Raw genomic sequence first — 26530 nt, 5'->3', positions numbered from 1 at the left:
TCAGTGGCTCGGTAGTTCAGCTGGTTAGAACGCTAGCCTGTCACGCTAGAGGTCGACGGTTCGATCCCGTTCCGAGTCGCCACTTGCCTCTGTAGCTCAGTCGGTAGAGCAGGGGACTGAAAATCCCCGTGTCGGTGGTTCGATTCCGCCCGGAGGCACCATTGCGAATGTAGCTCATCTGGTAGAGCGCCACCTTGCCAAGGTGGAGGTAGCGAGTTCGAGCCTCGTCGTTCGCTCCATTTTTGGCGTCATAGCCAAGCGGTAAGGCATGGGTCTGCAAAACCCTGATCCCCAGTTCAAATCTGGGTGACGCCTCCACTGAAAAGACCGAATCTCTTTCGAGATTTGGTCTTTTTTTAATAATTTGAGGAGATTTTAGATCATGGTTCCTAAAAAAATCATACATCCTTTAGAGCCAGTCTGGAGCCCAGAATGTAGAGCTTTGGTTTTGGGGACAATGCCTTCCCCTAAATCCCGTATGGTAGGATTTTATTATGGGCATCCACAGAATCGTTTCTGGCGCGTTTTAGCCGAAATTTTTGGCGAAACTGTTCCGAATTCTAATGCAGAAAAAACTTCTTTTCTTTTGCAACATCGAATTGCTTTATGGGATGTTTTAAAATCTTGTCGAATTTGCGGTGCTTCTGATCAATCAATTACGGAACCTGTTCCTAATGATTTTTCAGTTTTACTAAAAGAAACAGAAATTCAGTCGATTTATACAACAGGACAAAAAGCTTTTCAGTTATATGAAAGCCTCGTTTATCCAAAGACTAAAATTCATGCAATTGCTTTGCCTTCTACAAGTCCCGCTAATTGCCGTATGAGCTTTCATGATTTGGTAGATGCTTATCGTGTTTTGTTGAATACTGTCAACATAAAATGAATGAAGTAACATATTTTAGGGAGGAACTATATGGAAAAAAACGAAATAATTGATCAAACAAACGAACAAACACAACCCTTAACACCAAATAAAATGGGAACGAAATTAATGTTTCCATTGATTATTTCAATGGCACTGCCAGCAATGTTCTCTATGATGATTCAGGCCCTTTATAACGTAGTAGACAGTTATTTTGTTGCACAAATCAGTGAAGATGCTTTAACTGCTGTTTCTTTGGTGTTCCCAATTCAAAGTCTGCTAATTGCTCTTGGAATTGGTACTGCGGTCGGAATTAATTCTCTAGTATCAAGGCGCCTCGGCGAACAAAATTTTTCAGAAGCCAATTCTGCAGCTACACACGGAATTCTTTTAGGCCTTTTAAATTATATTGTCTTTTTTATTGTTGGCTTTTTTTCACGTCCGTTTATCGGATTGTTTACGAGTACACCAGAAGTGATTGAAATGGGCACACAGTATATGCAAATTGTATGCTTCTTTTCCTTTGGAGTTTTTGTGGAAGTCAATATTGAAAAGTCTCTACAGGCAACCGGAAATATGCTGTACCCAATGACGTTCCAGCTGATTGGCGCTGTTACCAATATTATCTTGGATCCTATTTTTATCTTTGGATTATTTGGAGTCCCAAGAATGAGTGTAGCCGGTGCAGCAATTGCTACTGTCTTAGGACAAATTCTTTCAATGATCGTAGCACTTATCGTTCTTACAAAAAAAGAACACGAAATCACTGTTTCTTTTCACCATTTTCATGTAAATAAAAGAATCATTAAAAACATCTATGAAGTTGGACTGCCTGCAATCGTGATGCAGTCTATTGGTTCTGTGATGGTCATGGGAATCAATGCAATTCTGATGTCCTATACCGAAACGGCAGTTGCTTTCTTTGGTGTTTATTTTAAACTGCAATCTTTTGTTTTTATGCCTGTTTTTGGATTGAATCAGGGGATCATGCCGATTATAGGATATAATTTTGGTGCACAAAATAAAAGACGGATGAAAGACTGCCTTCGCTATGGAACCATGATTGCTGTGGTCATTATGATAATCGGCGTCGTCGTGTTTTGGACAATTCCAAATTTGTTGCTGGGAATTTTTAATGCTTCCGATGTGATGCTTTCAATAGGCGTTCCTGCGCTTAGAACGATCAGCCTCTGCTTTATCCCGGCTGCTATTGGAATCACGTTCTCAGGCGAATTTCAGGCAGTAGGGAAGGGAACTTACAGCCTTTTAGTCTCTTTATTAAGACAACTTTGCATTTTACTTCCGGCTGCCTATTTATTGTCTGTATTAACACATTCTTTGCCGTCAATTTGGTATGCTTTCCCAATTGCAGAGTTTTTCTCTTGTATTGCAAGTATCCTGTTGCATAGCCGAATTAAGAAAAAGATGCTCTCTAAATTTTAACTTAAATGGATATTTTTTAAGCAGCCTGTTTTGCAAAAGAACAGGCTGCTTTTTGTATGATTGCTATTTTTAACGCATATATTTTTTCGGGCGGTGAAAAAAATGAAGCATTCCCGGAAAAATAAATTGACTATTTTGGCTTTGGCTCTCTGCTGTACAGGGCTTTTAACGTTGACTTTTTGCTCCTATCATCAAGCAGCCAAACTTGCAGCGGCAAAAGTCGACCCTAATCCACCGATTATCCTTGACGCAGGGCATGGTGGGGAAGATGGAGGCGCTACTGGAAAATCCCAGCTGCCTGAAAAAGATTTGAATCTGGCAATTACTCAAATGCTGCAAAAAAAACTATCCGACTCTGGTTATCAGGTAATCATGACTCGAGACAGCGATGTTTCTTTAGGCGATCCTAAGTTGTCTACCATACATGAACGCAAAACCTCTGATATCCATCAGCGACTTGCTATTTTACAAGGAACTCCTGGCGCTATTTTTATCAGTATTCATCAAAATTATTTTAGCGAAAGCAGATACAGTGGCGCACAAGTCTTTTATTCCAAAAATGATACACAAAGTAAAACTCTTGCAGAATCCATTCGGGCAAGCATTGTAAATTCTGTTCAACCGGATAATGATCGTCAATTAAAGCCGGCCACCAGCAGTATTTATCTTCTTTGGCACGCGAAAAGTCCGGCAGTTTTAGTAGAATGCGGCTTTCTTTCTAATGATTCAGAAGCAAAACTTTTAAATGATTCGGAATATCAGGAAAAAATTGCCTGCGCAATTTTTGAGGGCATCAACGCTTATTTAACGAGTCCTTCTGATCAGACTTCTTCTGGGGATTGAAGAAAATAATCATTTGTAGTAAACTAAAAGCAATTAAAAATTTGAGCATTTTGATTTGTGAGGAATATTATGTCTGGAAAATCCAAAAGTATCTATGTCTGCAGCCAATGCGGGTATGAATCCGCAAAATGGTATGGAAAATGTCCCGGCTGCGGCGAGTGGAATACAATGAACGAAGAAATTAGAGAACCTGTTCGAAATGTGTCCCCAAAATCTACGCTATATTCGATGAAAGGCCGTCAACATCCACAGCTTCTTTCTGAGATCAGCACCGATATAGAAACGCGATATCAAACTGGGGTAGGGGAGCTCGACCGTGTATTAGGAGGAGGAATTGTAAAAGGTTCTTTAATCCTAATCAGCGGAGAACCTGGAATCGGTAAGAGTACGATTTTACTCCAGATCTGTGAGCATTTAGGGAAAGCACTCCGAATTTTGTATGTATCCGGAGAAGAGTCCAGCCGACAAATTAAATTGCGGGCTTCCAGGCTCCAAGTTCATTCGGAAAATCTTTTGATTTTGACTGAAACGGACGTTCAATTAATTACAGAGCAGATTCGCGAAACGAAACCGGACCTTGTGATGATTGATTCCATTCAAACGATGAATCTCTCCGAATTAAATTCTGCTCCAGGTAGCATCACGCAAGTTCGTGAATGCACAAACTTATATATGAGAACAGCAAAAGAGCTGGAGATCCCCACTATATTGGTAGGGCATGTTAACAAAGACGGTGCAATTGCAGGACCAAAGGTTTTGGAACACATTGTAGATGCGGTATTATATTTTGAGGGCGACCGTCAAATGAGCTATCGGATTCTGCGGGCGGTAAAAAATCGTTATGGTTCCACTAATGAAATTGGCGTTTTTGATATGGGAGACCATGGACTACAAGAGGTTTCCAATCCTTCTATGGCGCTGCTTTCCGGTCGGCCAACCCATGTATCGGGAACTTGCGTAACGTGCGTTTTAGAGGGAAGCAGATCTATTTTAGCAGAAATACAAGGGCTTGTTACAACAACAGGATTTGGAAATCCAAGACGAATGTCTACCGGGTTTGACTATAATCGTATGAATTTACTTTTAGCGGTATTGGAAAAGCGCGGGGGATATTATTTTTCCAATTTGGATGCTTATTTAAATGTGGTTGGTGGTCTGCGGTTAGAAGAACCTGCCTGTGATCTTGCGGTTGCAATTGCTCTGATTTCCAGTCTAAAAGATTTGCCGGTTCCGGAAGATACCGTCGTGTTTGGAGAAATCGGTCTTGCCGGAGAAATTCGATCGGTCCTGCATGCCGACCAGCGAGTCAGCGAATGTGCAAGAATGGGATTTAAACGTTGTATCCTTCCGGCAAACTGTTTAAAGAACCTAGAAGGGCGCTACAGCGGAATTGAACTTATTGGCGTGAAAAATATTCGCCAGGCGATTGGGGCTCTGGGTGGTTAATACAGTCTCCGTTTTCATAGTCAGAGCGTTTCATCACATAAACACAGTGAACACAGCCGTTTGGCTGATAAGGACATTCTATCTGACAATATCCATCTTTTTGATAAGTGCAGTCTACATCGCAATGAACGAGCATATAAAATTCACCTCATTTTTTATATTCGAATTTTATAAAAGTATGAGGATTTTGGAGATAGGATATACATAGGAAAGATGAAAAAATGAAAATTATGCTCGACGGCGTTTAAGATTTGCTTTTTATAATTTATAATCCAATTATACAAAATGAATATTTTGTATAATTAAGGAGGGGGAAAATGGATCAAACGGCTTTTGATTATTCTGATGCGCCGGATATCTTAAAACGCTTTCTAATTTATTTGGAAGCGATCAAAGGAAAGTCGCCCAAAACCGTACAGGAATATTATTTCGATCTTCGTACTTTTTTTAGATATTTAAAATCTAGTCGCGGACTGGTTCCATCAGAAACTTCATTTGAAAAAATTTCAATTTCTGATATTGATCTTGAACTCCTAAAAACGGTTGATTTAACAGAAATTTATGAGTATTTTCATTATCTACAAACCACGCGGCATAATCATGCTGCAGCACGTTCTCGTAAAGTTAGTAGTTTGCACACTTTTTTTGAATATCTGACTAATAAAACCAATCAGCTCAAAATCAATCCTGTTCAAGAATTAGAAACACCCAAAACACCAAAAAGACTTCCTAAATATTTGTCTCTCGAACAAAGCATCGAATTGCTGTCAGCAGTAAAAGGGCCTTATAAGGAACGTGATTACTGTATCTTAACTCTATTTTTAAACTGTGGAATGCGGCTTTCTGAACTAGTTGGGCTAAATCTTACGGATGTCCGGCATAACAGCGGAACTTTAAGGATTATCGGTAAAGGTAATAAAGAGAGAATTGTCTATTTAAATGAAGCCTGCCAGGATGCTATTAATCGTTATATTGCGGTTCGACCAAAAGATCATCTGATTGATCGAACGGCACTTTTTATTAGCCGGCAGCATAAACGTATTAGTCCTAAAACAGTACAAGCATTAGTCAAAAAATATTTGGCAGATATTGATCTAGGTGGACCTGGATATAGTGTACATAAGCTTCGTCATACAGCAGCGACCCTCATGTATCAGAAAGGTCATGTGGATATTCGAGTTTTAAAAGATATTTTAGGCCATGAAAATCTTGGAACTACAGAAATTTATACGCATTTGTCTGATCAACAAATGGAACAGGCTGCAGAGTCAAATCCCTTGGCACATATTAAACCCAAATCAGATCATAAATAATAGAATAAAATACAAAAAAATCAGAGACGGAAAATCCGTCTCTGATTTTTTTAGCCTCTCTTCCCCGTTTTCCTGCGATCTTTATCCAAGCTTTGCACGAGGATGACAATGATTATAAACTTCTTTAAAATGATCATTTAAAAGACGAACATAAACCTGTGTGGAAGAAATATCAGCATGACCAAGCATCTGCTGAATATCTTTCAATTCCGCACCATTTTCGAGTAGATGAAGTGCAAAAGAATGACGGAGCGTATATGGCGTAATCTCCTTTGTAATTCCGGCAGTTTCCGCATACCCTTTTACGATTTTCCAAAATCCCTGGCGTGTTAAACGATGCCCATTTAGATTCGTAAAAAGTGCCTGTCCGCCATCTGGAGAAATAATCATTCTACGGACACGGAAAATATAATCCGAAATGGCTGTCACTGCTTGCGCATAAACAGGAATGACACGCTCACTTTTCCCGCTATGGCAACAGAGAACGCCTGTATGCAAATTAATATCTTCCACATTTAAGTCTACCAATTCTGAGGCACGGATTCCCGTGGCATAAAGCAGTTCCAACATTGCTTTATCGCGGCAGCCCTTTAGTTCCTTTGCATTCGGCTGCGACAAGAGCAATTCGATTTCCTCACCGCTTAAAATCTGAGGAAGCTTTTTTTCCGGTTTGTCCAGTTTAATCCCTTTCGCCGGATTTTCGCTCACACTTCCATTGATCATCAGAAATTGATAAAAGCAACGTGCAGAAGCAATATGACGAGTAATGGTAGCATTCGATTTTTTGGAATCTTTTAAGTATTTTACATACTTATCTACTGTAGCGGAATCAGCATCAGCAGGAAGTGTTTTCTGCTTTTTTAAAAACTCCAAATAATTTTGTAAATCTCGTAGATAAGAATCCAAAGTATTATTGGAGACCTTTTTTACCTTTACCAAGTAATTTTTAAATTCCGCACAGTAATCCTTCATCCTTTTCACTCTCCTTTCTCTCTAAAAATCATAAAATCAAATTTTCATGTAAAAATAAATTTTCCAGAAAACCCAACCGATAATACTGTATCAAGTGCTGCGCCGATAATCGATAGTAACAAAACAATTCCAAATTGCTGAAAGTATGTTAAAAGCTCCGGTGGTGCTTCTTTCCCAAATAGTCCTGCAGAAGAAATCCTTTTAGAAAAGCTCCAAGAAAAATTAGAAGCAAAAAGGACGGACAAGCAACTGAAAAAAGCACCTGGCAACAAAATAAAGCCATAAAATAAAAAGCCCTGCATTCCGCGCATCAAATACAAATATCCACCTGTAATTCCAATTCCAATCCCTCTGAAAAATGGAACCATCGGAATAAAAAAAGCTCCCCAAACGGAAAGCCCGCATAAAAAACAGGCAAATACAAATAAGAATGAAGCAGAAATAGATGACGCAAATTTTTGCCCAGCAGTTTCTGTTGTCAAAGAAGAATAATTGCTAGCAAAAAGCTGTTCCACTTTTTGCAGATGAGAAACATCTAATTTGACTGACAACAACGCTCCACAGATGACTCCTGCAAGTAAGATAACGGCCCAAAGAGCCAAACGATGATACTTATGAAGTGCCTCTGAAATCACGCTGAGATTAATCCGATTTTTATTATAAGAAATAACGGCTTTCATGCACATACATCCTTTCTGCTTTGTTTGTCCAGAAAAGATATATGAATCATTGTTCCGAAATATGTTATCTAAAAACTAGTGGGGATTTTTTACCAAAATAACACTTGATGAGAGCTCCAATCCCTTGTATTTACTTACTATATACCATTTTAAAGCGTTTTTCAACACCTTTTCATACATTTCCTTAATTTTTATGCATTTCCTATTAATTTATGTAATAATAATTATGTAACCTATTTTAGAATTATGTAACCTTGATTATGAAATTCAAAAAATGTATAAAATTGCATAAAAATACACGTACTGCGTATCTGGCACAGCACGTGTATTTTTAGTACTATATCTTGTTAAAAAATGGATTTTATGATTCTGAATGAAAATCCGCCATTGCTGCCTGAATCATGATTGCACATTCCAAACGTTTTTGCTCAAGGTCACAAGAAATTTTATGTGCTTTCAAAATATCATGCTCGTATTGATTGTTGTTTGCGTTGCATCCACCGCTGCAATAAAATTTTGCCCAACATTTCATGCATTCTGATTTTGCATATACATTTGCTGCAGCGAATCGATCCTTCATTGCGTGATCATAGGTTCCATCCAAAACACTTCCCATTTTCCATTTGTCGTCTCCTACAAATTGATGACAAGGGAAAATATCGCCCTCTGGTGTAACAGCTACATATTCGTTTCCGCAGCTGCATCCACGCAGACGTTTGATTGCACAGGGGCCCTGATTCAAATCAATCATAAAATGGAAGAAGTTAAACCCTCTTCCCTCTTTTCTGCGTTTGATGATTTCCTGAGACAACCGATCATATTCTTCAAACACTCTGGGAAGATCTTCTTCTTTAATTGAATAATCGAGTTTTGGATCTGATACAACAGGCTCTACTGAAATCTGATCAAATCCTAGATCTACTAAATGTAAAATATCTTTTGTGAAATCTAAATTATATTTTGTAAAAGTGCCGCGGGCATAATAATCCTTGTCTCCACGGGAGGCAACCAGTTTTTGAAATTTCGGCACAATTGCATCATACGATCCGCTTTTTCCATCAGCGCGAACACGTAGACGATCATTTACTTCTTTTCGTCCATCGATTGAAAGAACACAATTCGACATTTCACGATTAATAAAATCAATTTTATCATCATCAAGCAAAATCCCGTTTGTCGTAATCGTGAAACGAAAATTCTTATGATGCTCTTTTTCTAAAGATCGAGCATAACGAACAGTCTCTTTTACAACATCAAAGTTCATAAGAGGCTCTCCGCCAAAGAAATCCAGTTCGAGGTTATAGCGATCTCCTGAATTTGCAATCAAAAAATCGATTGATTTTTTCGCAACATTCAGTGGCATTAACATACGCCCACGACCAAAATCACCTTTTGCCGCAAAGCAGTATTCACAGCGCAAATTGCAGTCATGCGCCACATTTAGACACATTGACTTAATTGGTGCTCCACGCATCATCCCTGCAAACTGCGCATAATCGTCGGAAGAAAAAAGTTGTCCCATTTTCTGCAGTTCTAAAAGTTCCTGATGGGCTTCCTCTAAAACATTCTTCCCGAATTTTGGCTGCAAAACAGCAATTGCTTCCTGTGGAAGCTTGTCCGGTACCTGATCATCACAATAATCAAGCAAGGCAAAAGGTGCTTCATCAAAAAGATGAACTGCGCCAGAATTGGTGTCCAGAACAATTCTATAGCCATTTAAAGCATACTTATGGATCATAAAACGATACTCCATTATTACAAAAATTAAGGGACAGAAATCTGTCCCTTTGAAATGCTTTGTTTAAAATAGCGGTTAATTACCGGTTTTTGTTCTCACATTTCTGGTTTGCTACCGTGCAGGAAACCTTGCAGGCAGACTGGCAGGAAGCCTGGCACTCGCCGCATCCGCCTTTAACAGCACTTTCTTTTAAATTAGCCTGATTTAAAGTTTTAATCTGTTTCATATGTTATACCAACCTTTCGACTTATTTTTTCTAATTGTACCATAATTTCAGGCTAAAAGAAAGTCCCTATTTGATTTTTGTAGGTTTTCCAGCCATTACAAAGCCACCCAAAGCTCCCGCCAAGCTCATAATAATCAGGCGCATAAGAACAGCTGTCGCATTTTCAACCTGGCTATGAAGCATTCCTGCTAACAAACAGATTAAAAACAGCACAACTCCGCAGATAGCACCTAAAATCAGTCCGCGCTTTTTCCCAACTTTCGCAGCAACTAGCCCTGCTAAAAAGGCACTGACTCCGGAAACCCCCAAGATGATCATTTGAAGATAGTCTTGCGGAATCTGTCCGATGTTGGTAATTGCCCATGCACAAATCAGCAATAGCACAGCACAGAAAATTGTTCCGAATATCGTACCAAACAGAACTGCACGGAAAATGGTCAAAGCCGGTGAAGTCGATGAAAAAGCTACTACTCTCTTTTTATGTGACATAAAAAAGCGCCTCCCGCTCGATCTGTTACAATCGTATGCGGAAAGCGTACGGGCTATTCATAATTATTTATCAGATTTTTTACTGGCTTTTTTATCTGCTTTATCGTCTTTCTTTTCAGGCTCATTGCGAATTGTATCCACACTGCCGATTGACCAACGCTTTACACGCATTTTTACACGGTCTGTGCCAGTTTCAATGATCAGAGAATCGTCATCATCTTTTACTCCGACTACTCTGCCCACAATGCCGCCGATTGTTGTAACATCATCACCGATCTCAGCACTTTTGCGCATCTGATCTTCTTGCTTTTTCTTCTTGTTTTGTGGACGGATCAGGAAGAAATAGAAACCGAAAATAATTAGGCCATAAAATACCCATATCCACCAAGTATTATCCATGCTGTTTTACACCTCCAAAAATATAGGAACACAATGAAATTATTATAACAAGGATTGTTGCTTGTTGCAAGATGTTTTTAAATTCGAATGCTGATAGAAGGCAAAACTTTTGAATAAAATTGTTCAAATTCATTTTTATCCAACGCATCACGAATTTTTTCCATCAGTGTATTATAGAAATAGAGATTATGAAGAACCATAAGACGCATTCCCAACATCTCTCCAGCCTTCATCAGATGGTGCACATAAGCTCTCGTAAAGTGACGACAGGTAGGACACTCACAGCCTTCTTCTATCGGCAGTGTGTCCAGCTCATACTTTGCATTCATCAGATTTCGAATTCCCTGCATTGTAAATGCATGGCCATGCCGTGCATTTCTGGTAGGCATCACGCAGTCAAAAATATCAACACCGCGCCGAATAGATTCTAGGATATTAGCCGGTGTCCCCACCCCCATTAGATAACGTGGACGATCTTTCGGCATATAGGGTTCTACTGTTTCAATAATATCATACATAACGTCGGCACTTTCTCCGACAGCCAATCCACCAATTGCATACCCCGGCAGATCGAGTTCCCGAATTGCCTTCATATGCTCAATTCTCAAATCTTTGTAAGTTGCTCCCTGATTGATTCCCCAGAGCATCTGCTGCGGATTGATCGTATCTGGAAGAGAATTAAGCCGTTCCATTTCCGCTTTGCAACGAATCAACCAGCGAGTTGTACGCTCTGTCGATCTTTTGGCATAATCATATTCTGCCGGATTTTTCATACATTCATCAAATGCCATCGCAATTGTACTCCCGAGATGGGATTGAATCTGCATGCTTTCTTCGGGTCCCATAAAAATTTTATGTCCGTCAATATGGGACGCAAATGTTACGCCTTCCTCTTGAATATTGCGGAGCTTCGCTAAAGAAAAAACCTGGAATCCACCGCTGTCTGTTAAAATTGGACCATCCCACTGAGTAAATTTATGAAGTCCGCCGAGTTTTTTAACTTTATCATCTCCTGGGCGCAAATGCAGATGATAAGTATTGCAAAGCTGTACTTGACAATGAAGTTCTTTTAAATCGAGCGCAGAAACGGCTCCTTTGATCGCACCGTCTGTCGCAACATTCATAAAAGCAGGTGTCTGTACAGTTCCATGCACAGTAGTAAATTGTCCACGCCGTGCGGCACCCTCCTGTTTTAAAAGCTGATACATATCGTTTTCCTTTTTATTTTTTAGTGAATAAACATCGCGTCTCCAAAAGAGAAGAAACGATATTTTTCCTCTACCGCTACTTTATATGCATTCATGATGTGGTCGTACCCGGCTAAAGCAGAAACGAGCATAATCAACGTGCTTTCCGGCAGATGAAAATTGGTAATCAATCCATCCAGAGCTTTAAATTGGTAACCTGGATAAATGAAAATATCAGTCCAGCCTTCGCTTTCCTTAATACATCCCTCTTTTGTAGCAACTGATTCCAAAGTGCGGCAGCTGGTAGTCCCAACTGCAATCACACGTCCGCCATTTTTCTTTGTCTCATTGATCGCATCAGCAGTCTCTTTAGGAAGCTCATAATGTTCAGAGTGCATCTGATGGTCTGTGATATGTTCTGCTGTGACCGGACGAAAAGTTCCTAATCCAACATGCAGCGTAACAAATTCCACCTTAACTCCCATATCACGAACCTTCTGCAAAAGTTCCTTTGTAAAATGGAGTCCGGCTGTAGGCGCCGCTGCAGAACCGACTTCTCTGGAATAAACAGTCTGATAGCGTTCCTTATTTTCCAATTTCTTTTTGATATAAGGCGGAAGAGGCATTTGTCCAATCTGATCTAGAATGCTAAAGAAACTTCCATCGTAACTAAATTTCACGAGGCGATTACCGTCTTCGATAATTTCGAGGACTTCCGCCTTTAAAAGGTTGTCCCCAAATGTAAACTTCGAGCCTGGCTTTGCTCGTTTTCCGGGACCGCAGAGGACCTCCCAAATATCATTTCCACGATTGCGCAGAAGAAGGAACTCTACCCTTGCACCAGTATCTTCCTTAATTCCATAGATTCTCGCTGGAAGAACTCTAGAATCATTTAGGACCAAACAGTCTCCGGGATGAAGGAAGTTAACAATATCATGAAAATGTGCATGCTCGATCTTTCCCGTCTCTTTATCAAGCACCATTAATCTGGACGCATCCCGAGGTTCAATCGGCGTTTGTGCAATCAATTCCTTGGGCAGATCATAAGCAAAATCCTTTGTTTTTAAGTCTTTTAAATCAAGTGGCATATTTATTTAATCTCCTTACCGACAACTCCCAAAATTTCTTTTTAAAATTTGTGAAATGTCATAATCTTTTATCATTATAAATAAATTGACAATCAATATCAAGCCATGGTAAAATAAATACTTGATAGAGGCGCAAACTGCATGAGTATGAAAGAGTAGGACTGCCGAATTTCCGAAGAGGCTTTCAAAAAGGGTCGTTTGCCGAAGAAAATTGTTTGCGGCAAAACAAGCTTTCTGGTTGTGTCGTTTGCGAAAGCAACTCAACTGTCATCATTGTGATGGAGTGCTATCGGATTCGGGAAGATATCTCGAATTCGTTCAGTATCAGAGACTAAAATGATGACCGGCTTTGTCCGGCTTTTTTTATTTTGTTTTGCTAATAAAAAGAATAAAAAAGAATTCTCTATCATTAAAATTTAGGAGGTTTCGGTCCATTATGAAACAGTACAAAGTAGGTATCATAGGCGCTACCGGGATGGTTGGGCAGCGTTTTGCAACGCTTTTGGAAAACCACCCATGGTTTCACGTAACTGCTCTTGCAGCAAGTGCCCGCTCCGCAGGAAAGACCTACGAAGAAGCCGTTGCAGGCCGTTGGCTTCTCTCTTCCCCGATGCCGGAAAGCATGAAAAAAATGATTGTGTTTGACGCAGAAAAAGATGTTGATAAAGTAACGGCTCTTGTGGATTTTGTTTTCTGCGCTGTAAATATGAAAAAAGAAGATACAAAAGTGCTCGAGGAGCTTTATGCCAAACACGAATGCCCTGTTATGAGCAACAACAGTGCGAATCGCCATACTCCTGATGTTCCGATGATCATTCCAGAAATCAATGCTGATCACGCACAGGTAATTGACGCACAGCGCAAACGCCTTGGAACAAAGCGTGGATTTATCAGTGTAAAGTCAAATTGTTCCCTGCAAAGCTATGTTCCTGCAATTCATCCGTTGATGGATTTAAATGTTACTAAGGTCCTGGCCTGCACTTATCAGGCAATTTCAGGCGCCGGAAAAACATTTAAGACTTTCCCGGAAATTATTGATAATGTGATTCCATACATTGGTGGTGAGGAAGAAAAGAGCGAACAGGAGCCTATGAAGATCTGGGGTCATGTGGAGAACGGAAAAATTGTAGAAGCAACTTCTCCCAGCGTTACCAGTCAGTGTCTGCGTGTTCCGGTATCGGATGGTCATATGGCAGCTGTTTTTGCCAGCTTTGAGAAAAAAGCTTCTCTAGAAGAAATCATTGAGCGTTGGGAAAGCTATAAGGGAGCTCCGCAGGAGCTAAATCTGCCAAGTGCTCCAAAGCAGTTCCTTCACTATTTCCGTGAACCAGATCGTCCTCAGCCTCGTCTGGAGCGTAATCTGGAAAATGGTATGGCTGTTTCTATCGGACGTCTTCGTCCGGATACGCAATATACCATTAAATTCGTATGCTTCAGCCATAATACGCTTCGCGGAGCAGCCGGAGGCGCAGTTTTAATGGCAGAACTTTTGGCCGCAAAAGGCTATCTCGACTAAGTGTTCGAAGAAATTTCGAATGCCACTTTTATTGGAGGAATTAATTGAATTATGAAGCAGCCTTTGTTTACCGGGTCTGCTGTCGCCCTTGTTACCCCTTTTCATGAAGATGGTTCTGTAAATTATGGGCAGCTCGAGCAGCTTCTGGACTTTCACCTGCGAAATCACACAGATGCAATTGTTACTTGTGCCACCAGCGGTGAATCTCCAACATTGACTTCTGAAGAATATTCAAAGATCATTGATCTGACCGTTCACAAAATTGGGGGGGAAATCCCTGTAATTGCCGGAGCGGGCAGCAATTCTACGGAAAAAACGTTGGAGCTTTGCAAAACAGCGGAAGCTCTCGGCGTAGATGGACTTCTTCTAGTCACTCCGTTTTACAACAAGACTTCACAAAAAGGTCTAATTGCACATTATACTTTTTTGGCCCAACGAGTTCAAATTCCAATTATTATTTATAATGTCCCGTCACGTACAGGGTTAAACGTTTTACCGTCTACCTATAAAGCGCTCAGCTATTTACCAATGATCAATGGTGTAAAAGAAGCAAACGGAAATATTTCTGCTGTTTCTGAAACCATTGCACTCTGTCAAGATGAATTAAATGTGTATTCCGGCAACGATGACCAAGCTCTGCCAATGATGGCTCTTGGCGCCAAAGGTGTTATTTCAGTCTTTGCAAATTGCATGCCGCAAGAGATGCACGATCTATGTGCAGCAATGTTGTTGGGAGATCTAAAAAAGGCAAATGAACTTCAAGTAAAATATTTGGAACTTATGAATGCACTTTTTACAGATGTGAATCCAATTCCTGTAAAAGAAGCTCTGAAAATGATGGGTATGAATTGCGGTCCTTGTCGGCTACCACTGACAGAAATGGATGAATCCAAAAAAGAACTTTTAAAAAATGCTTTAAAAAGTCTTTCTCTTCTCTGAAAAATTCATGAAACAGGATGTGTAAAAAAATCATGGGAACGAAAATTCTGATCAGTGGATGTAATGGTCACATGGGAAAAGTAGTTGCTCAGGAATTGGAAAATCGAAAAAATGCTCAAGTAGTCGCAGGGATTGATTTAACTTCTGCCCCCTGCAAATTTCCAGTTTATTCGAATCCAATTAACGTAGCGGAAAAAGTGGATGTTATCATTGACTTTTCTAATCCTGCAGCACTCTCTTCCCTACTAACCTATGCAAAAGCCCAAAAGATTCCGGTCGTTTTCTGCACAACCGGATACAGTGAGGAACAGGAAAAAGAAATCAAAAAAGCTTCTGAGGAAATTCCTATTTTTCGGTCTGGAAACATGTCGATTGGAATCAATCTGCTGATCGAGCTTGCAAAAAAAGCTGCAAAAATTCTCGGGACTGATTTTGATGTCGAAATCATCGAAAAACATCACAACCAAAAATTAGATGCTCCTAGCGGAACAGCATTAATGATTGCTGATGGTATTTCTTCTGTTCGGGATGAAACTCATTATGTTTTTGATCGCCACTCTCAGAGAAAGAAACGTGAGAAAAGTGAGATCGGCATTTCATCTATTCGAGGTGGAACCATTATTGGAGAACATGAAGTAATGTTTGCCGGCCATCACGAAGTAATTACATTGACCCACTCCGCTCAATCGAGAGAGATTTTTGCAATCGGTGCAATTAACGCTGCTTGCTTCCTTGCGGGAAAACCAGCCGGATTTTATCAGATGTCTGATCTTTTAAAAGAAGGGGGGCAATTTTAATGCGTGAAAATGAATCAATCTCCACTATTAGTGAGATTACTCTTGTGACTTTGCTTAACTGTCCAGTTGACCCTGATTTTATTGCAAAGGTTTTTGAAAAGATCGCAGATTTAGGCGTAAATGTAGATATGATTTCTTTTTCGCCAAATCAAGGGGGATCTACTGCAATTTCCTTTACCATCATGGATGAAGATCTCGGAAAAATTTTAAAATTCACTTCTGCTTTACGAGAGAAAGCACAAATTAAACCTATTATCAGCAGCAACAACTGCAAGATTAATATTTACGACGAAAATATGGTAAATACTCCGGGCATGGCTGCAAAAATCTTTGCAGCGTTTTCTTCTATTAACACCGATTTTCGAATCGTTACGACTTCCGATGTAGATATTTCGGTTCTTGTAACAGAGGCAGATTATAATGATACGCTGAAAGCAATTCAAAGTGCTGTTCAAAAGAATTAAATCTTTATAATCTATAAGCAAAAACAGCTTTTCATTTTTAATGAAAAGCTGTTTTTTTATCTTATTCTTCCTGTTCCTGCGAATGGTCTGCTAAACGTGCTTTTAAATACTCAATTCGATGATCATGGGTACGAATTGCATTCAACATTCGCTCAAGAGTATCCGGTTCCTCTGTATTTTGAAAGCGCTCATATGACTCTTTAATTCGTTCTCTGCGCTTTTGGAACTCTTCCAATTCAATCTCCAGGGGAACTTTTTGCGCTAAAGCATCCCCATAAACTGCGATCATAGTTTGTTTTGCTTCTGCAAAAGAAACAGTATCATTTTCAGTCAGTGCCATACTCTCGATTGCTTTCAGAAGCAGGCGTTCCGCGGGTTCTCCTGCATGAAGGCCCTGCATCACTTCATCACGCAGCTGATGAGCTCTGGCCAAATCACTTTCTCTTTGTTTATCATCCATCATAAAAATCCTTTCTCAAAGAATTTAAGATTTCTTCAGTCGTTTTACAATCTCTGGATCAGGAGTACAGTAAATTGTCTTCTGCTCTCTGTAAATGACCATACCAGGCTTTGCTCCTTGCGGTTTACTGACATAGCGTACCAGCGTATAATCTACAGGGACTTGAGCAGAGTCTTTCGCGTGACTGTAAAAAGCTGCCAAAGAAGCACATTCCAAAATGGCTGTTTCGGAAGGGGCTTCCCCAGAAGTCTCCAAAATCACATGAGAGCCTGGAACTTTCTGTGTATGAAACCATAAATCATTTTTATGAGCTTTTTTTAAAGTAAGCAAATCATTTTGATGGTTATTTCGCCCCACCAAAACAGAATGTCCGTCGCTGGTCATAAATTTCCACGGAATCGATTCTTTCGGTTGCTTTTGTTTTGTCCCTTTTGGAATTCTGATATATCCCTGTTCCATCAACTCTGCACGAATTTCATTAAGATCCCGTTCCAATTCTGCTCGTGATAGCTCATCAAAAACGGTATCAAGATAACGAAGTTCTTTTTCTGCTTCATGAATCTGGACAGTTAACATCTGTTCTGCCGTATGTGCTTTTCGATATTCTTTATAATATTTCTGCACATTTTGATTGGCCGTTAAGGCTGGATCCAGAGAGATCGTTTTAATTGGCATTGCTTCTTCATAAAAGTTTTCAATCTCAACGGAAGAAGCTCCCTTCTCAATCCGATACAAATTTGCGCTCAACAAATCTCCGCAAAGTCTCAACTCATCGCGTTTTGCACATTGTTCCAGTTCTCCCTGCTGTGTATTGATCTTTCTGCTTAACCGATCTGAGGAAGTGGAGAGAATATGGAGCAAACCACGACTTTTTATCCGCATTCGCTCTACGCGATCTCTTTCTCCATAAAAATCATCCAACAATACAGAAAAATTTTCTTTTTGATTGAGTACCGCTTGTGTTCCATATTGATGAATTGGCAAAAAGGAAAAATCGAACGGTTTTTCATTGTTGGATATCATATATGGAATTCCAGAACAATGGAGTACGGTTTCTTTTAGTTGTCCCAAAAAGAAAGCTGTACGTTCTTTCATCTCGCTAGAAAGGGTGTGATTAAAAAGCTCCTGTCCCCTGCCGATTTGAAATTGCAGTTCTCTGCATACGATTGGAGAAAGCCCTTGTATACTTTTCAAAAGGGCTTTTGAAAGTTCCATATCGGCGGGCAGGGATTCCATTTTTTGAATGATTTCTTCTGGCGAAAAATCCAAAAGACAAAGCTTTGCCTGCGGTGGCGGCAGCTGATAGGTAATTCCCGGCAATATTAAACGTTCAGAACTCATCTCTGCGTTTACCCGCTTTAAAGCATCGATTACTTTTCCATTCTCATCAATTAAAATCAAGTTGCTGTAACGGCCCATAATTTCCGCAGCAAGCGTTAAACAGACAGGGTCTCCTAATTCATCAATCGCATCAAAATCGAGCAGCAGAACGCGTTCTAGCCCCGGCTGACGGATTCCAACTAGTTTTGCTCCAACAAGTCTCTTTCGCAGGAGCATACAAAGCATCGGCGGAACCTTTGGATTTTCTGGAATGGAAGAGATAAAATGAATTCTTGCACTGTTTGCTCTGGTAGAAAGCAGCAATTTCCAGATTCCTTCTCTGGAGCGCAGGATCAAAACGATTTCATTCCGATTGGGCTGATAAAGTTTATCGACTCTTGCTCCCAATGCCGTTTCTTCAATTTCATGTTTTAAATGATGTAAAAATGCGCCATCTAAGGCCATGCGTTAAACTTCCCCCTTAAATATAAAAAGCCGGACTTTTCATAACGACCGATTTTATCCAACAGACTTCTGGGAAACGGGTTTCTAGTTTTTCACGGAGAGGTTCGATGACAACATCTTCTGTAAAGAAATGCCCGGCATCGACCAACGTATAATGATAAGAATCAGCTTCCACCAGAAAATTGTGCTTACTTTCTCCCGTTACAAAAGCATCACATCCCATTTGCATAGCAGTTTCGAGTAGGTCGATTCCGCCGCCGCTGCAAAGGCCAACTGTATGAACTGGTTTATCTCCTTTTGTATAGCGAAGACCGTCGGCATGTAATGATTCTTTTACAAATTTTGCAAACTCAAAAGGAGCCATTGGTGTTTTTAAATCCCCCATCAATGCCTCTCGGAATCCCGGTGCATATTCTTTTAATGTTCTGATGTTGGTCAGTTCGAGACGATCGGCAAGACAATCATTGACTCCGCCATGCGCCATATCCAGATTGGTATGCGCACAAATAGCAGCAATTCCGTTACGAACCAATTCATAAGGAGCTGTCCCTGGAATTAGCTTTTTGAGGGGCGTAAAAATAACCGGATGATGACTTATGATCAGTTGGGCACCTTTTTGCTTTGCTTCTTCTATTACGCTCGGAGTAATATCCAAAGCCAAAATTGCAGTAGAGACTTCTTCGGAACCATCTCCGACAAGAAGCCCCGGATTATCAAAATCCATTGCCCCACTAAAGGGAGCAAAACTGTCAATATATTGATAAACATCAAGTGCTTTCGTCATCATAATCCTCTCCTTTTAAAGATTTTCCAACTTTTGAATCGCCAAAATTTCGGCAGCATATCTTTCTTCGTCTGCTTTCTTATGAGAAATCATTGCTCCATTGCGGCGCTTCGCCAAATCTTCCAGTTCCTTTTGATAGTAAGCTTTTCCGGCTTCGGAATCCGCACAAATTTGCCCAATATATAAATCTCCTGGATGACGGCTGATTTTCTCCGGTGCATAGGAAACCAGCATAACAGAATAGACTTTTTTATCATCAATGACAGCTTTTTCTTGCTGCGTAAAAAATCCATTTTCAAATAAGAACGCTCTCAGTTCAAAAGCTTTTGACATTGGCTGTAAGATCCAATGCTTCTGAGGATTTTTAACCCATGATTTCTGTGATAGAATTTTCATGATCAGTTCGCCGCCCATGCCGGCTATCACAAAATCATCTGCCTCATCTTCTCCAATTTTCAAAATCCCGTCAGAGATTCTAGTCTCCACAAGATCAGAAACATGATAGCGTGAAAGATTCTCTTGGGCATTTTGAAGGGGGCCTGAACGAATATCTGAAGCAACCGCATAAAGAATTTTTCCCTGTTTTGCTAAAAAAATCGGCAGATAACCATGATCTGTTCCAACATCACATAGTCTAACCCCAGAACGAACAAAAGAGGCGCAAAGCTGCAAACGTTCTCCAAGCTTAGGAAAAGGACATCCCATTTGTATTTTCGCTCCTTATAATCAGATGCCGTCCGGCAAAACAATCTGTCGGACGGCGTTAGGCAATTATCTGAAAGATTTCATTTAGAAAGATGTTGGTTCAATTTTTCAATCAGTTCGTCCGGATTGATGCCATGTACCATACAGGCGCTTCTTCAAGAGTTTCTCCTCTAGAAGCAGGGCATCCAAGACAATGCATTCCCATTTCTAAAAAATAAGGAGTCGTTGATGGGTCTATATCAATAATATCTCCAATAATGGTATCTTTGGTAATCTTCATAAGAGATTCCTCCACACTTTTTCGATTTCTTTTTCTTTTATTATAATACTCCAAAATTTCTTTTGCAATACAAAATGGTGCCTCAGGTTTTGTCTGAGACACCATTTGGATGATGGTTAGATTAAAGAATCAACTTAACCCTGCTGCTCCTTCATCTTTGCAAAGCACTCACTGCAATATACAGGACGGTCTTCACGCGGTTTAAAGGGCACTTTTGCTTCTTTACCGCAGTTTGCGCAAATTGCGGTATACATCTCACGTGCCGGTCTAGCGGCATTCTTGCGGGCATCACGGCAGGCCTTGCAACGCTGGGGCTCATTTACGAATCCCTTGGAAGCATAGAACTCCTGTTCACCGGCGGTGAAAACGAATTCAGCGCCACATTCCTTGCAGATGAGAGTCTTGTCTTCGTACATTTGATTTTACCTCGCTTTGGATGATAAGATTTTGCCCCTAGACGGGTTCACACCGTCGCCTTTGATTAACAACGCTCTAACTTAAGCTACTAGGGCATATAAAAAGAAAGCTATCACTAAAATGTTTGTCTAAGCTTAAGGCGGGCACGCTGCAGAGCATTATCAGCCGCTTTTGCAGTAATCTTTAACTGCACTGCAATTTCAGAATAGCTGTTCCCATTAAGATATGACCTTAGCACTTTTTGTTCCATTTTAGATAAGTTTTTTTCAATTTTATGCTTGAGAAGTTCGAATCCTTCCATTGCCATAATTCGTGCTTCCGGATTTTCTTCTTCAGGAGAAAAAAGCCCTTCTTTCTCAAAAAGCGGAACCGAAACATTCAATAAACGATTTTTATCATTTGTTGCTTTGCGATAAGCAGATAAAATACGATTTTCGATACAAACCGCCGCATATGTTCGAAAAGAGGCTGTTCCTTCCGGTTGAAAACTACAAGCGGCAGAATAAAGTCCCATTAAACCTTCCTGACAAAGATCGTCCCCATCTAACATTGCACAACGATAAGGCAGGACCTTGATCCTCACCAAGGATAAATAGCGCTCTGCAAGTTCTGAAAACGCATCTGGATTCCCGGCTTTTATTAAAGCTGACAACTCAATATCAGAAAGCCCCTTTTCCGGCGTTTTCACACTCGTTTTCACGCTTTACACCTCATGAACATCCAATTGAAAAACTGTCATTATCATACAGCATTTCTTAAGTGAAGTCAACAAATATTTTTCTAGTTGTCCAAAAATTCTTTCGATATTGCAAAGGATTCATAAAATCTCACAAAATATGAGCTTTTTTTACCTTTTTCCAAAGGAAAAGTTGTATAATAAAGGCAGCTTATCCGGAGGAGGTAAAAAATGGTCACTCAGATATGTAGTATGGGAATTTACGGGTTTACTGCATTCCCTGTTTATGTAGAAGCAGACGTAAGCCGAGCACTTCCATCCTTTGAAATTGTTGGGCTTCCGGATGCTGCTGTACGGGAATCCAGAGACCGCGTCCGTTCTGCAGTTAAAAATTGCGGGCTCTCCTTCCCTACCGGAAAAATCATTGTAAATCTAGCTCCGGCAAACCAAAAAAAGGAAGGCTCTATTTATGATTTGCCAATTTTTATAGCTCTTCTCTGCGCTTCCGGACAATTAAAAGAAAATTTTCGTGATACTGTATTCCTTGGAGAGCTTTCTCTTTCTGGAGAGCTTCGTCCCATTAAAGGAGTCCTTCCTATGGCAATTGCCGCTTTCGAGGCAGGATTTAAAAAAATCATTGTGCCGAAAACGAATGCAGCCGAGGCTGCTGTTGTGGAAGGCATGGAGGTTTATCCCATTGAAGATGTGAAAGAGCTTTTAAAATTTTTGCATAAAGAAATTAGAATTTCACCACAAGATCCGGAAACTCCCACTTTAAAATTGGAACAGGGATTCCCCGATTTTGCGGATGTTCGTGGGCAGGAACAGGCAAAACGTGCTTTGGAAATTGCCGCTGCCGGTGGGCACAATATTCTTTTGATTGGACCTCCCGGTTCCGGAAAAAGCATGCTGGCAAAATGTCTGCCTTCTATTTTACCCGATCTGAGCTTTGAAGAACAAATTGAAACGACGAAACTTTATTCAATTGCGGGCGAACTGCCAGAAGGTTCCTCCTTGATTCAAAGAAGGCCTTTTAGATCCCCTCACCATACCGTCTCTGCTGCGGGATTATCGGGAGGTGGACAGGTTCCTCATCCTGGAGAACTTTCACTTGCACATAACGGGGTCCTTTTTTTAGATGAACTCCCACAATTTAATCACACTGCCATTGAAGCGCTTCGTCAGCCTTTGGAAGATGGCACGGTTACAATTTCCCGCGTTAGCGGTAGTATTCGCTATCCCTGTTCTGTCATGCTGGTTGCTGCGATGAATCCGTGTCCATGCGGATATTATGGCCATCCGACCCGAGAATGCATCTGCACTCCTCAAGCGGTCAGCCGCTATTTAAACCGTGTTAGTGGGCCGCTACTCGATCGTCTTGATCTTCATATTGAGGTTCCGCCTGTTGCTTATGAAGCTTTAGCTAGTAAGCAGAAGGCAGAACCCAGCAGTGCAATAAAGGAAAGGGTGCAGGAAGCTAGAGAAATTCAGAACCAAAGATTTTCCGGCACTAATATCCGGTCAAATGCAAAAATCACGCCTGAATTTTTACAGCAAGCCTGCAGACTGACCCCACCGGCAGAAGTACTTTTAAAAAAAGCATTTCAAAAGTTAGGGCTCTCTGCAAGAGCATATAACCGTGTATTAAAAGTCTCAAGAACGATTGCGGATCTTGACCGACAGAAAGATATTTTACCCCGTCATGTGGCAGAAGCAGTACAATACCGATCATTGGACCGCAAATACTGGAACAGACAAATATAAGTCAAAAGAGGACATCCTCCTATTTTTAGGAATATGTCCTCTTTTTTATGATCTTCTTTCCAATGTTAATGGGATACCGGAAAAAAAACAGATTTCATCAGCAAATTGTTCTGCTTCTTCCAAATCATGCGTCACAAAAATAATAGTCTTTCCTTTTGAGCTGGAACGAATCAGATCCATACACTGCTTTTTAATAGCTGCGTCCATTGCATGAAAAGGTTCATCTAAAAGCAGCAATTCTCGATCTGCTGCTAATGCACGAGCCAGTGAAACACGCTGACACATCCCACCCGAAAGAGAAGCAGGTAATTTTTCTTCTTCTCCTTCTAAGCCGACTCTTTTTAGCCAACTTTTCGCTTCTGTCTTTGTGTCTTTCCTTTTTCCCGGCAAAACAGCCGCAATATTATCTTGCGCCGAAAGCCATGGAAAAAGTCGGTCTTCTTGAAATGCGAAACTTACTGAAAAGGGATTGTCAACCACACCGGTTTTAGTTTCTTGCAGCCCACATAAAACACGCAGCAACGTTGTTTTTCCACAGCCTGAAGGGCCCGTCAAACAGGTAATTTTGCCTGAAGAAAAATTCATGCTAAAATCCCGAATTACAACTTTTTCTCCGAAAGAAACATTTAAATGGCTAACTGATAATTTCATAAAATTCCCTGCAAATTAAATCTTTGAAGCATCTTTTTCATGATCCAAAGAATCAGTTTTTCAAATATTACACTTAAAATTACAACAACAACGGTCCATGCAAATAAGTCAGTCGTTTCAAGATAAATTTTCGAAGCATAAATATTTCCGCCAATCGACCTTTTTGCATTTGCAAGAACTTCCGCGGCAACACCTGCTTTCCAAGCAAGTCCCAATGCAGTTGTACAGGCCGCAGAAAAATACGGAAGTACTGAGGGAAGATAAAACAACAAAAGCTTTCTGCTTTTAGAAAGAGAAAAGACTTCTGTTACCTCACCTAAATTGCTATCTATTTTCTGGATTCCTTCAGAAAGATTGCTCCAAATAATGGGTAACACCATTAAAAAAGACGCCAATATGGGGACTTGATTTGCAGATAGCCAAACCAAAGCTAGAATAATAAAAGACGCAATCGGAGTCGCCTTAATGACGCTGAGAAGTGGATAGAATAAAAAATCAAGCACCGAAAATTGTGTCGTTAGATATGCAAGAACTGCACCGAAGATAACACCTAACAAAAATCCCAAGCAGACACATCCTATTGAAGCTGTGATAGACTGCCAAAATATTGGCTGAACGACCAGCTCGATAATTCTTCTTCCCACCGAAATAGGCGATACTAAAAGAATTTCTTGCCCAATCAGTTGGGCTGCTACCTGCCACAGTAAAATCCAAAATAAAACTGCAAAAATTTTTTTTAAAAAGCGATAATCAGTTTTCGACGTAATAGAAGTCATCTTGCGGAAGTGCTCCTCCTACCGATTTCGGATTAAAATCATATAAAACCTGTAAAAACGGCTGAATGCTGTCTTTCATTTTCTGCCCGTCAATATAAACAATATTACAGTTTGGAATTGCTTTTTCTGCAACTTGTGCAGGAATTGCAAGATAAGTTTCTGCCAATTTTGCAGCTTCGGTTGGAGAAGAATTTGTAAATTGTGTACTCGCTTCATATGATTTTAAGAAATCGTGTACTGCTTGTGGGTTTTTCTCTGCAAATTCTTTGCGTACAACCAAGCAGCCCATAGAAAGAATGCTTCCATCCGAAGTAGCTTTTCCCCACTCTGAGGTTAAATCCAATGAACGTTTTACGCTGCTGTTTTTGGCAAGCACTTGTGTGACGAAAGGCTCCGGCAAAACTGCAATCGGTACTTTTCCAGCAATGACTTTTGCTGCCAGTTCACTGTGTTCAGAAGAATAGGAAATTGTAACATCTTTCCCTGGTTCTAATCCATTTTTTTGAAGAATGTAATTTAATGCATATTCAGGAATCGCACCTTCTCCAGAAGCCTCAATCGACTTTCCTTTAAGATCCTGAATAGAAGAAATCGTTTCTCCATTTGTAACAAGCCAAAGTACTCCCAAGGTGTTAACTGCCGCCATCTGAATATTTCCAGAAGTCTTTTGATAAAGTGTTGCGGCTAAGTTTGTTGGAATAGCGGCAATATCGGCACTCCCTGAAGCCAATGCAGATACAATTTCATCAGGAGCAGTATCAACAGAAAATTCGTAAGAAGAATTTTCAGAGGCAGCCTGATCCATCATCTGAAGCATTCCAAATCCAGTTGGCCCTTTTAATGTTGCAACGTGTACCTTTGTCCCACTTATCTGTGAAGAATCTGAAGAAGCCATTTGGGAGTCCGCTTTAGTAGTACCACATCCAGCAGTAGAAATCAACATCAGAAAAGCACTTGCCAAAGCCAAAATTCTTTTTTTACAGGTCATGATTAAATTCTCCTTGCAAATATCAACATTAATTCAGTTCCGAAGCTGGTGAAAATTGCAATAACTTTTCCGCTTCCAAAAAATAAATTGTCCTTCCAATCCGATGAATAATTTTATTTTCTTCTAATACATCAAGATAGCGATAAAGAGTAGCACGACTGATGTTTAGCATTTCCGACAGTTCTGTCAGACTGCATGGTAGCTGAACTGGGGAAGTACGACCTGCGCGAATATAAAGAGATAAAAGCCATGCACTTAATCTGCCCTCTCCCGTACGGCTGGAACAATCCGCAAGGCGTCCGGTTAAATGGGTAACACGGTCAGATAAATAAACGATATAATTTTCAGCTGATTTTGGCTCAGCACAAAATAAGCGCTGTAAACAGTCTCGTCGTATTTGCAACAAATGTCCAGCTTTATCGGCATATAAATCCGAAGGAGCTTCTTCTGTTCGAAAAGCTGATCCGACTCCGAACAAGTCGCCGCTTTGAAATCTTTTTAAAAATAATTTGGTATCTCTTCCAATTCTGCGAAAAGCTTTCCATTCACCTGAAAGCACTAAAATAACACCCTTAGGGTCATGAATCAATTCCCCACACCCATAGTGGAAGCATCTGCAAGCATCATCGTAAAAACAATTTTTTACAATTTTATCATCGACACGGTCAAAAAGAAACACCTTCGAAAAAAGTGATAAGTCTTTTTCTTCTTTTGAAATCGGTTCCATAAATCCTCCAACTTGCCTCATATAATACAAATTACACTTAAAGTATATCTAATTTCCATTATTTAGTCAAGTCTATCAAAAAAAGAGACGCTGCTAAAGCAACGCCTCCTTG

Annotated in this window: 28 protein-coding genes, 4 tRNA genes, 1 pseudogene and 1 riboswitch; of the genes and pseudogenes, 14 read left to right on the top strand and 19 right to left on the bottom strand. The window is 40.3% G+C overall.

Annotation, left to right across the window (positions count from 1 at the left end; genetic code table 11):
- Positions 1-5: 5 nt before the first annotated feature.
- From OP489_RS05815 to OP489_RS05775, 9 genes are all read left to right on the top strand, one after another.
- A tRNA-Asp gene (locus OP489_RS05815) sits at positions 6-82 on the top strand.
- Positions 83-85: 3 nt separating this feature from the next.
- Positions 86-161, top strand: a tRNA-Phe gene (locus OP489_RS05810).
- Between the two features lie 2 nt (positions 162-163).
- Positions 164-239: transfer RNA gene (locus OP489_RS05805), tRNA-Gly, on the top strand.
- 5 nt (positions 240-244) lie between these two features.
- Positions 245-318: transfer RNA gene (locus OP489_RS05800), tRNA-Cys, on the top strand.
- Positions 319-382: 64 nt separating this feature from the next.
- Positions 383-886, top strand: a complete 504-nt coding sequence (locus tag OP489_RS05795) for a DNA-deoxyinosine glycosylase (protein ID WP_266163376.1) — start codon at positions 383-385, stop codon at positions 884-886.
- Positions 887-916: 30 nt separating this feature from the next.
- Positions 917-2308, top strand: a complete 1392-nt coding sequence (locus OP489_RS05790) for an MATE family efflux transporter (RefSeq protein ID WP_266163375.1) — start codon at positions 917-919, stop codon at positions 2306-2308.
- Positions 2309-2410: 102 nt separating this feature from the next.
- Positions 2411-3151: an N-acetylmuramoyl-L-alanine amidase gene (locus OP489_RS05785; protein ID WP_266163374.1), complete on the top strand. Its 741-nt coding sequence runs from the start codon at positions 2411-2413 to the stop codon at positions 3149-3151.
- A 69-nt stretch (positions 3152-3220) separates the two neighbouring features.
- On the top strand, positions 3221-4597 hold the full coding sequence (gene radA, locus OP489_RS05780) for a DNA repair protein RadA (protein ID WP_266163373.1): 1377 nt from the start codon (positions 3221-3223) through the stop codon (positions 4595-4597).
- Positions 4598-4914: 317 nt separating this feature from the next.
- Complete coding sequence (locus tag OP489_RS05775) at positions 4915-5910, top strand: tyrosine recombinase XerC (protein ID WP_266163372.1); 996 nt, start codon at positions 4915-4917, stop codon at positions 5908-5910.
- An 81-nt stretch (positions 5911-5991) separates the two neighbouring features.
- On the opposite strand, the gene OP489_RS05770 is transcribed toward OP489_RS05775, so the two are convergent.
- The 8 genes from OP489_RS05770 to queA form a co-directional block, all read right to left on the bottom strand.
- Entirely contained in the window at positions 5992-6882 is an 891-nt protein-coding gene (locus tag OP489_RS05770; protein ID WP_266163371.1) for a tyrosine recombinase, read from the bottom strand.
- Between the two features lie 44 nt (positions 6883-6926).
- Entirely contained in the window at positions 6927-7562 is a 636-nt protein-coding gene (locus tag OP489_RS05765; protein ID WP_266163370.1) for a stage II sporulation protein M, read from the bottom strand.
- Positions 7563-7923: 361 nt separating this feature from the next.
- Positions 7924-9300: a thioether cross-link-forming SCIFF peptide maturase gene (gene scfB / locus OP489_RS05760; RefSeq protein ID WP_266163369.1), complete on the bottom strand. Its 1377-nt coding sequence runs from the start codon at positions 9298-9300 to the stop codon at positions 7924-7926.
- Positions 9301-9379: 79 nt separating this feature from the next.
- Entirely contained in the window at positions 9380-9526 is a 147-nt protein-coding gene (scfA, locus tag OP489_RS05755; RefSeq protein WP_180340795.1) for a six-cysteine ranthipeptide SCIFF, read from the bottom strand.
- A 66-nt stretch (positions 9527-9592) separates the two neighbouring features.
- Positions 9593-10015: a TIGR04086 family membrane protein gene (locus OP489_RS05750; protein ID WP_266163366.1), complete on the bottom strand. Its 423-nt coding sequence runs from the start codon at positions 10013-10015 to the stop codon at positions 9593-9595.
- A 63-nt stretch (positions 10016-10078) separates the two neighbouring features.
- On the bottom strand, positions 10079-10414 hold the full coding sequence (yajC, locus tag OP489_RS05745) for a preprotein translocase subunit YajC (protein ID WP_180340797.1): 336 nt from the start codon (positions 10412-10414) through the stop codon (positions 10079-10081).
- A 77-nt stretch (positions 10415-10491) separates the two neighbouring features.
- Positions 10492-11622 (bottom strand): tRNA guanosine(34) transglycosylase Tgt, encoded by a 1131-nt coding sequence (gene tgt, locus OP489_RS05740; protein ID WP_266163365.1) that lies wholly within the window; start codon positions 11620-11622, stop codon positions 10492-10494.
- 20 nt (positions 11623-11642) lie between these two features.
- Entirely contained in the window at positions 11643-12689 is a 1047-nt protein-coding gene (queA, locus tag OP489_RS05735; RefSeq protein WP_266163364.1) for a tRNA preQ1(34) S-adenosylmethionine ribosyltransferase-isomerase QueA, read from the bottom strand.
- 117 nt (positions 12690-12806) lie between these two features.
- A riboswitch (Lysine riboswitch) is annotated at positions 12807-12986 on the top strand.
- A 139-nt stretch (positions 12987-13125) separates the two neighbouring features.
- On the opposite strand from queA, the gene asd reads away from it, so the two are divergent.
- Genes asd through OP489_RS05715 form a run of 4 tightly spaced genes read left to right on the top strand, consistent with a single transcriptional unit; the run spans position 13126 to position 16405 of the window.
- Entirely contained in the window at positions 13126-14205 is a 1080-nt protein-coding gene (asd, locus tag OP489_RS05730) for an aspartate-semialdehyde dehydrogenase (RefSeq protein ID WP_266163363.1), read from the top strand.
- A gap of 51 nt (positions 14206-14256) precedes the next feature.
- Positions 14257-15144 (top strand): 4-hydroxy-tetrahydrodipicolinate synthase, encoded by an 888-nt coding sequence (gene dapA, locus OP489_RS05725; RefSeq protein ID WP_266163362.1) that lies wholly within the window; start codon positions 14257-14259, stop codon positions 15142-15144.
- Between the two features lie 32 nt (positions 15145-15176).
- Positions 15177-15941, top strand: coding sequence for a 4-hydroxy-tetrahydrodipicolinate reductase (gene dapB / locus OP489_RS05720; protein WP_266163361.1), 765 nt, complete (start codon positions 15177-15179; stop codon positions 15939-15941).
- Entirely contained in the window at positions 15941-16405 is a 465-nt protein-coding gene (locus OP489_RS05715; RefSeq protein ID WP_266163360.1) for an ACT domain-containing protein, read from the top strand. Before dapB ends, OP489_RS05715 begins: the two co-directional genes overlap by 1 nt.
- A 61-nt stretch (positions 16406-16466) precedes the next feature.
- Here OP489_RS05715 and OP489_RS05710 read toward each other — a convergent pair whose 3' ends face one another.
- From OP489_RS05710 to OP489_RS05680, 7 genes and pseudogenes are all read right to left on the bottom strand, one after another.
- A complete protein-coding gene (locus OP489_RS05710) occupies positions 16467-16868 on the bottom strand; it encodes a hypothetical protein (RefSeq protein WP_266163359.1) in 402 nt (133 codons plus the stop codon).
- A 21-nt stretch (positions 16869-16889) separates the two neighbouring features.
- A complete protein-coding gene (locus OP489_RS05705; protein ID WP_266163358.1) occupies positions 16890-18650 on the bottom strand; it encodes an Rqc2 family fibronectin-binding protein in 1761 nt (586 codons plus the stop codon).
- Between the two features lie 16 nt (positions 18651-18666).
- Positions 18667-19437, bottom strand: coding sequence for a Nif3-like dinuclear metal center hexameric protein (locus OP489_RS05700; RefSeq protein WP_266163357.1), 771 nt, complete (start codon positions 19435-19437; stop codon positions 18667-18669).
- 12 nt (positions 19438-19449) lie between these two features.
- Positions 19450-20139, bottom strand: coding sequence for a class I SAM-dependent methyltransferase (locus OP489_RS05695; protein WP_266163356.1), 690 nt, complete (start codon positions 20137-20139; stop codon positions 19450-19452).
- Between the two features lie 80 nt (positions 20140-20219).
- A pseudogene (locus tag OP489_RS05690) lies at positions 20220-20419 on the bottom strand (DUF1858 domain-containing protein).
- A 134-nt stretch (positions 20420-20553) separates the two neighbouring features.
- Entirely contained in the window at positions 20554-20835 is a 282-nt protein-coding gene (locus tag OP489_RS05685; RefSeq protein WP_180340808.1) for a zinc-ribbon domain containing protein, read from the bottom strand.
- A 116-nt stretch (positions 20836-20951) separates the two neighbouring features.
- Entirely contained in the window at positions 20952-21536 is a 585-nt protein-coding gene (locus tag OP489_RS05680; RefSeq protein ID WP_266163355.1) for a sigma-70 family RNA polymerase sigma factor, read from the bottom strand.
- 207 nt (positions 21537-21743) lie between these two features.
- On the opposite strand from OP489_RS05680, the gene OP489_RS05675 reads away from it, so the two are divergent.
- Positions 21744-23276 (top strand): YifB family Mg chelatase-like AAA ATPase, encoded by a 1533-nt coding sequence (locus tag OP489_RS05675; protein ID WP_266163354.1) that lies wholly within the window; start codon positions 21744-21746, stop codon positions 23274-23276.
- Between the two features lie 45 nt (positions 23277-23321).
- Here the strand turns inward: OP489_RS05675 and OP489_RS05670 are convergent, their stop codons facing one another.
- The 4 genes from OP489_RS05670 to OP489_RS05655 are packed head-to-tail and all read right to left on the bottom strand — an operon-like array spanning position 23322 to position 26418.
- Positions 23322-23927, bottom strand: coding sequence for an ABC transporter ATP-binding protein (locus OP489_RS05670; protein ID WP_266163353.1), 606 nt, complete (start codon positions 23925-23927; stop codon positions 23322-23324).
- Positions 23924-24703, bottom strand: a complete 780-nt coding sequence (locus tag OP489_RS05665) for an ABC transporter permease (protein ID WP_266163352.1) — start codon at positions 24701-24703, stop codon at positions 23924-23926. The genes OP489_RS05670 and OP489_RS05665 overlap by 4 nt, the downstream gene beginning before the upstream one ends.
- The gene (locus tag OP489_RS05660) at positions 24678-25691 is read right to left on the bottom strand and encodes an ABC transporter substrate-binding protein (protein ID WP_266163351.1); all 1014 of its coding nucleotides are present in this window, start codon (positions 25689-25691) and stop codon (positions 24678-24680) included. The genes OP489_RS05665 and OP489_RS05660 overlap by 26 nt, the downstream gene beginning before the upstream one ends.
- A 28-nt stretch (positions 25692-25719) precedes the next feature.
- A complete protein-coding gene (locus OP489_RS05655; RefSeq protein WP_266163350.1) occupies positions 25720-26418 on the bottom strand; it encodes a Crp/Fnr family transcriptional regulator in 699 nt (232 codons plus the stop codon).
- Positions 26419-26530 lie beyond the last annotated feature (112 nt).

Source organism: Caproicibacterium sp. BJN0003 (assembly GCF_026314295.1).
GTDB lineage: Bacteria > Bacillota > Clostridia > Oscillospirales > Acutalibacteraceae > Caproicibacterium.
The sequence above is the reverse complement of the archived record's forward strand: the minus strand, read 5'-3'. Positions and strand labels throughout refer to the sequence as shown.

What these genes read in the sequence shown, in the direction of transcription:
- OP489_RS05795 (WP_266163376.1), top strand. Translation starts at nt 383, where the DNA reads ATGGTTCCTAAAAAAATCATACATCCTTTAGAGCCAGTCTGGAGCCCA.
- OP489_RS05790 (WP_266163375.1), top strand. Translation starts at nt 917, where the DNA reads ATGGAAAAAAACGAAATAATTGATCAAACAAACGAACAAACACAACCC.
- OP489_RS05785 (WP_266163374.1), top strand. Translation starts at nt 2,411, where the DNA reads ATGAAGCATTCCCGGAAAAATAAATTGACTATTTTGGCTTTGGCTCTC.
- radA (WP_266163373.1), top strand. Translation starts at nt 3,221, where the DNA reads ATGTCTGGAAAATCCAAAAGTATCTATGTCTGCAGCCAATGCGGGTAT.
- OP489_RS05775 (WP_266163372.1), top strand. Translation starts at nt 4,915, where the DNA reads ATGGATCAAACGGCTTTTGATTATTCTGATGCGCCGGATATCTTAAAA.
- OP489_RS05770 (WP_266163371.1), bottom strand. Translation starts at nt 6,882, where the DNA reads ATGAAGGATTACTGTGCGGAATTTAAAAATTACTTGGTAAAGGTAAAA.
- OP489_RS05765 (WP_266163370.1), bottom strand. Translation starts at nt 7,562, where the DNA reads ATGAAAGCCGTTATTTCTTATAATAAAAATCGGATTAATCTCAGCGTG.
- scfB (WP_266163369.1), bottom strand. Translation starts at nt 9,300, where the DNA reads ATGATCCATAAGTATGCTTTAAATGGCTATAGAATTGTTCTGGACACC.
- scfA (WP_180340795.1), bottom strand. Translation starts at nt 9,526, where the DNA reads ATGAAACAGATTAAAACTTTAAATCAGGCTAATTTAAAAGAAAGTGCT.
- OP489_RS05750 (WP_266163366.1), bottom strand. Translation starts at nt 10,015, where the DNA reads ATGTCACATAAAAAGAGAGTAGTAGCTTTTTCATCGACTTCACCGGCT.
- yajC (WP_180340797.1), bottom strand. Translation starts at nt 10,414, where the DNA reads ATGGATAATACTTGGTGGATATGGGTATTTTATGGCCTAATTATTTTC.
- tgt (WP_266163365.1), bottom strand. Translation starts at nt 11,622, where the DNA reads ATGTATCAGCTTTTAAAACAGGAGGGTGCCGCACGGCGTGGACAATTT.
- queA (WP_266163364.1), bottom strand. Translation starts at nt 12,689, where the DNA reads ATGCCACTTGATTTAAAAGACTTAAAAACAAAGGATTTTGCTTATGAT.
- asd (WP_266163363.1), top strand. Translation starts at nt 13,126, where the DNA reads ATGAAACAGTACAAAGTAGGTATCATAGGCGCTACCGGGATGGTTGGG.
- dapA (WP_266163362.1), top strand. Translation starts at nt 14,257, where the DNA reads ATGAAGCAGCCTTTGTTTACCGGGTCTGCTGTCGCCCTTGTTACCCCT.
- dapB (WP_266163361.1), top strand. Translation starts at nt 15,177, where the DNA reads ATGGGAACGAAAATTCTGATCAGTGGATGTAATGGTCACATGGGAAAA.
- OP489_RS05715 (WP_266163360.1), top strand. Translation starts at nt 15,941, where the DNA reads ATGCGTGAAAATGAATCAATCTCCACTATTAGTGAGATTACTCTTGTG.
- OP489_RS05710 (WP_266163359.1), bottom strand. Translation starts at nt 16,868, where the DNA reads ATGATGGATGATAAACAAAGAGAAAGTGATTTGGCCAGAGCTCATCAG.
- OP489_RS05705 (WP_266163358.1), bottom strand. Translation starts at nt 18,650, where the DNA reads ATGGCCTTAGATGGCGCATTTTTACATCATTTAAAACATGAAATTGAA.
- OP489_RS05700 (WP_266163357.1), bottom strand. Translation starts at nt 19,437, where the DNA reads ATGATGACGAAAGCACTTGATGTTTATCAATATATTGACAGTTTTGCT.
- OP489_RS05695 (WP_266163356.1), bottom strand. Translation starts at nt 20,139, where the DNA reads ATGGGATGTCCTTTTCCTAAGCTTGGAGAACGTTTGCAGCTTTGCGCC.
- OP489_RS05685 (WP_180340808.1), bottom strand. Translation starts at nt 20,835, where the DNA reads ATGTACGAAGACAAGACTCTCATCTGCAAGGAATGTGGCGCTGAATTC.
- OP489_RS05675 (WP_266163354.1), top strand. Translation starts at nt 21,744, where the DNA reads ATGGTCACTCAGATATGTAGTATGGGAATTTACGGGTTTACTGCATTC.
- OP489_RS05670 (WP_266163353.1), bottom strand. Translation starts at nt 23,927, where the DNA reads ATGAAATTATCAGTTAGCCATTTAAATGTTTCTTTCGGAGAAAAAGTT.
- OP489_RS05665 (WP_266163352.1), bottom strand. Translation starts at nt 24,703, where the DNA reads ATGACTTCTATTACGTCGAAAACTGATTATCGCTTTTTAAAAAAAATT.
- OP489_RS05660 (WP_266163351.1), bottom strand. Translation starts at nt 25,691, where the DNA reads ATGACCTGTAAAAAAAGAATTTTGGCTTTGGCAAGTGCTTTTCTGATG.
- OP489_RS05655 (WP_266163350.1), bottom strand. Translation starts at nt 26,418, where the DNA reads ATGGAACCGATTTCAAAAGAAGAAAAAGACTTATCACTTTTTTCGAAG.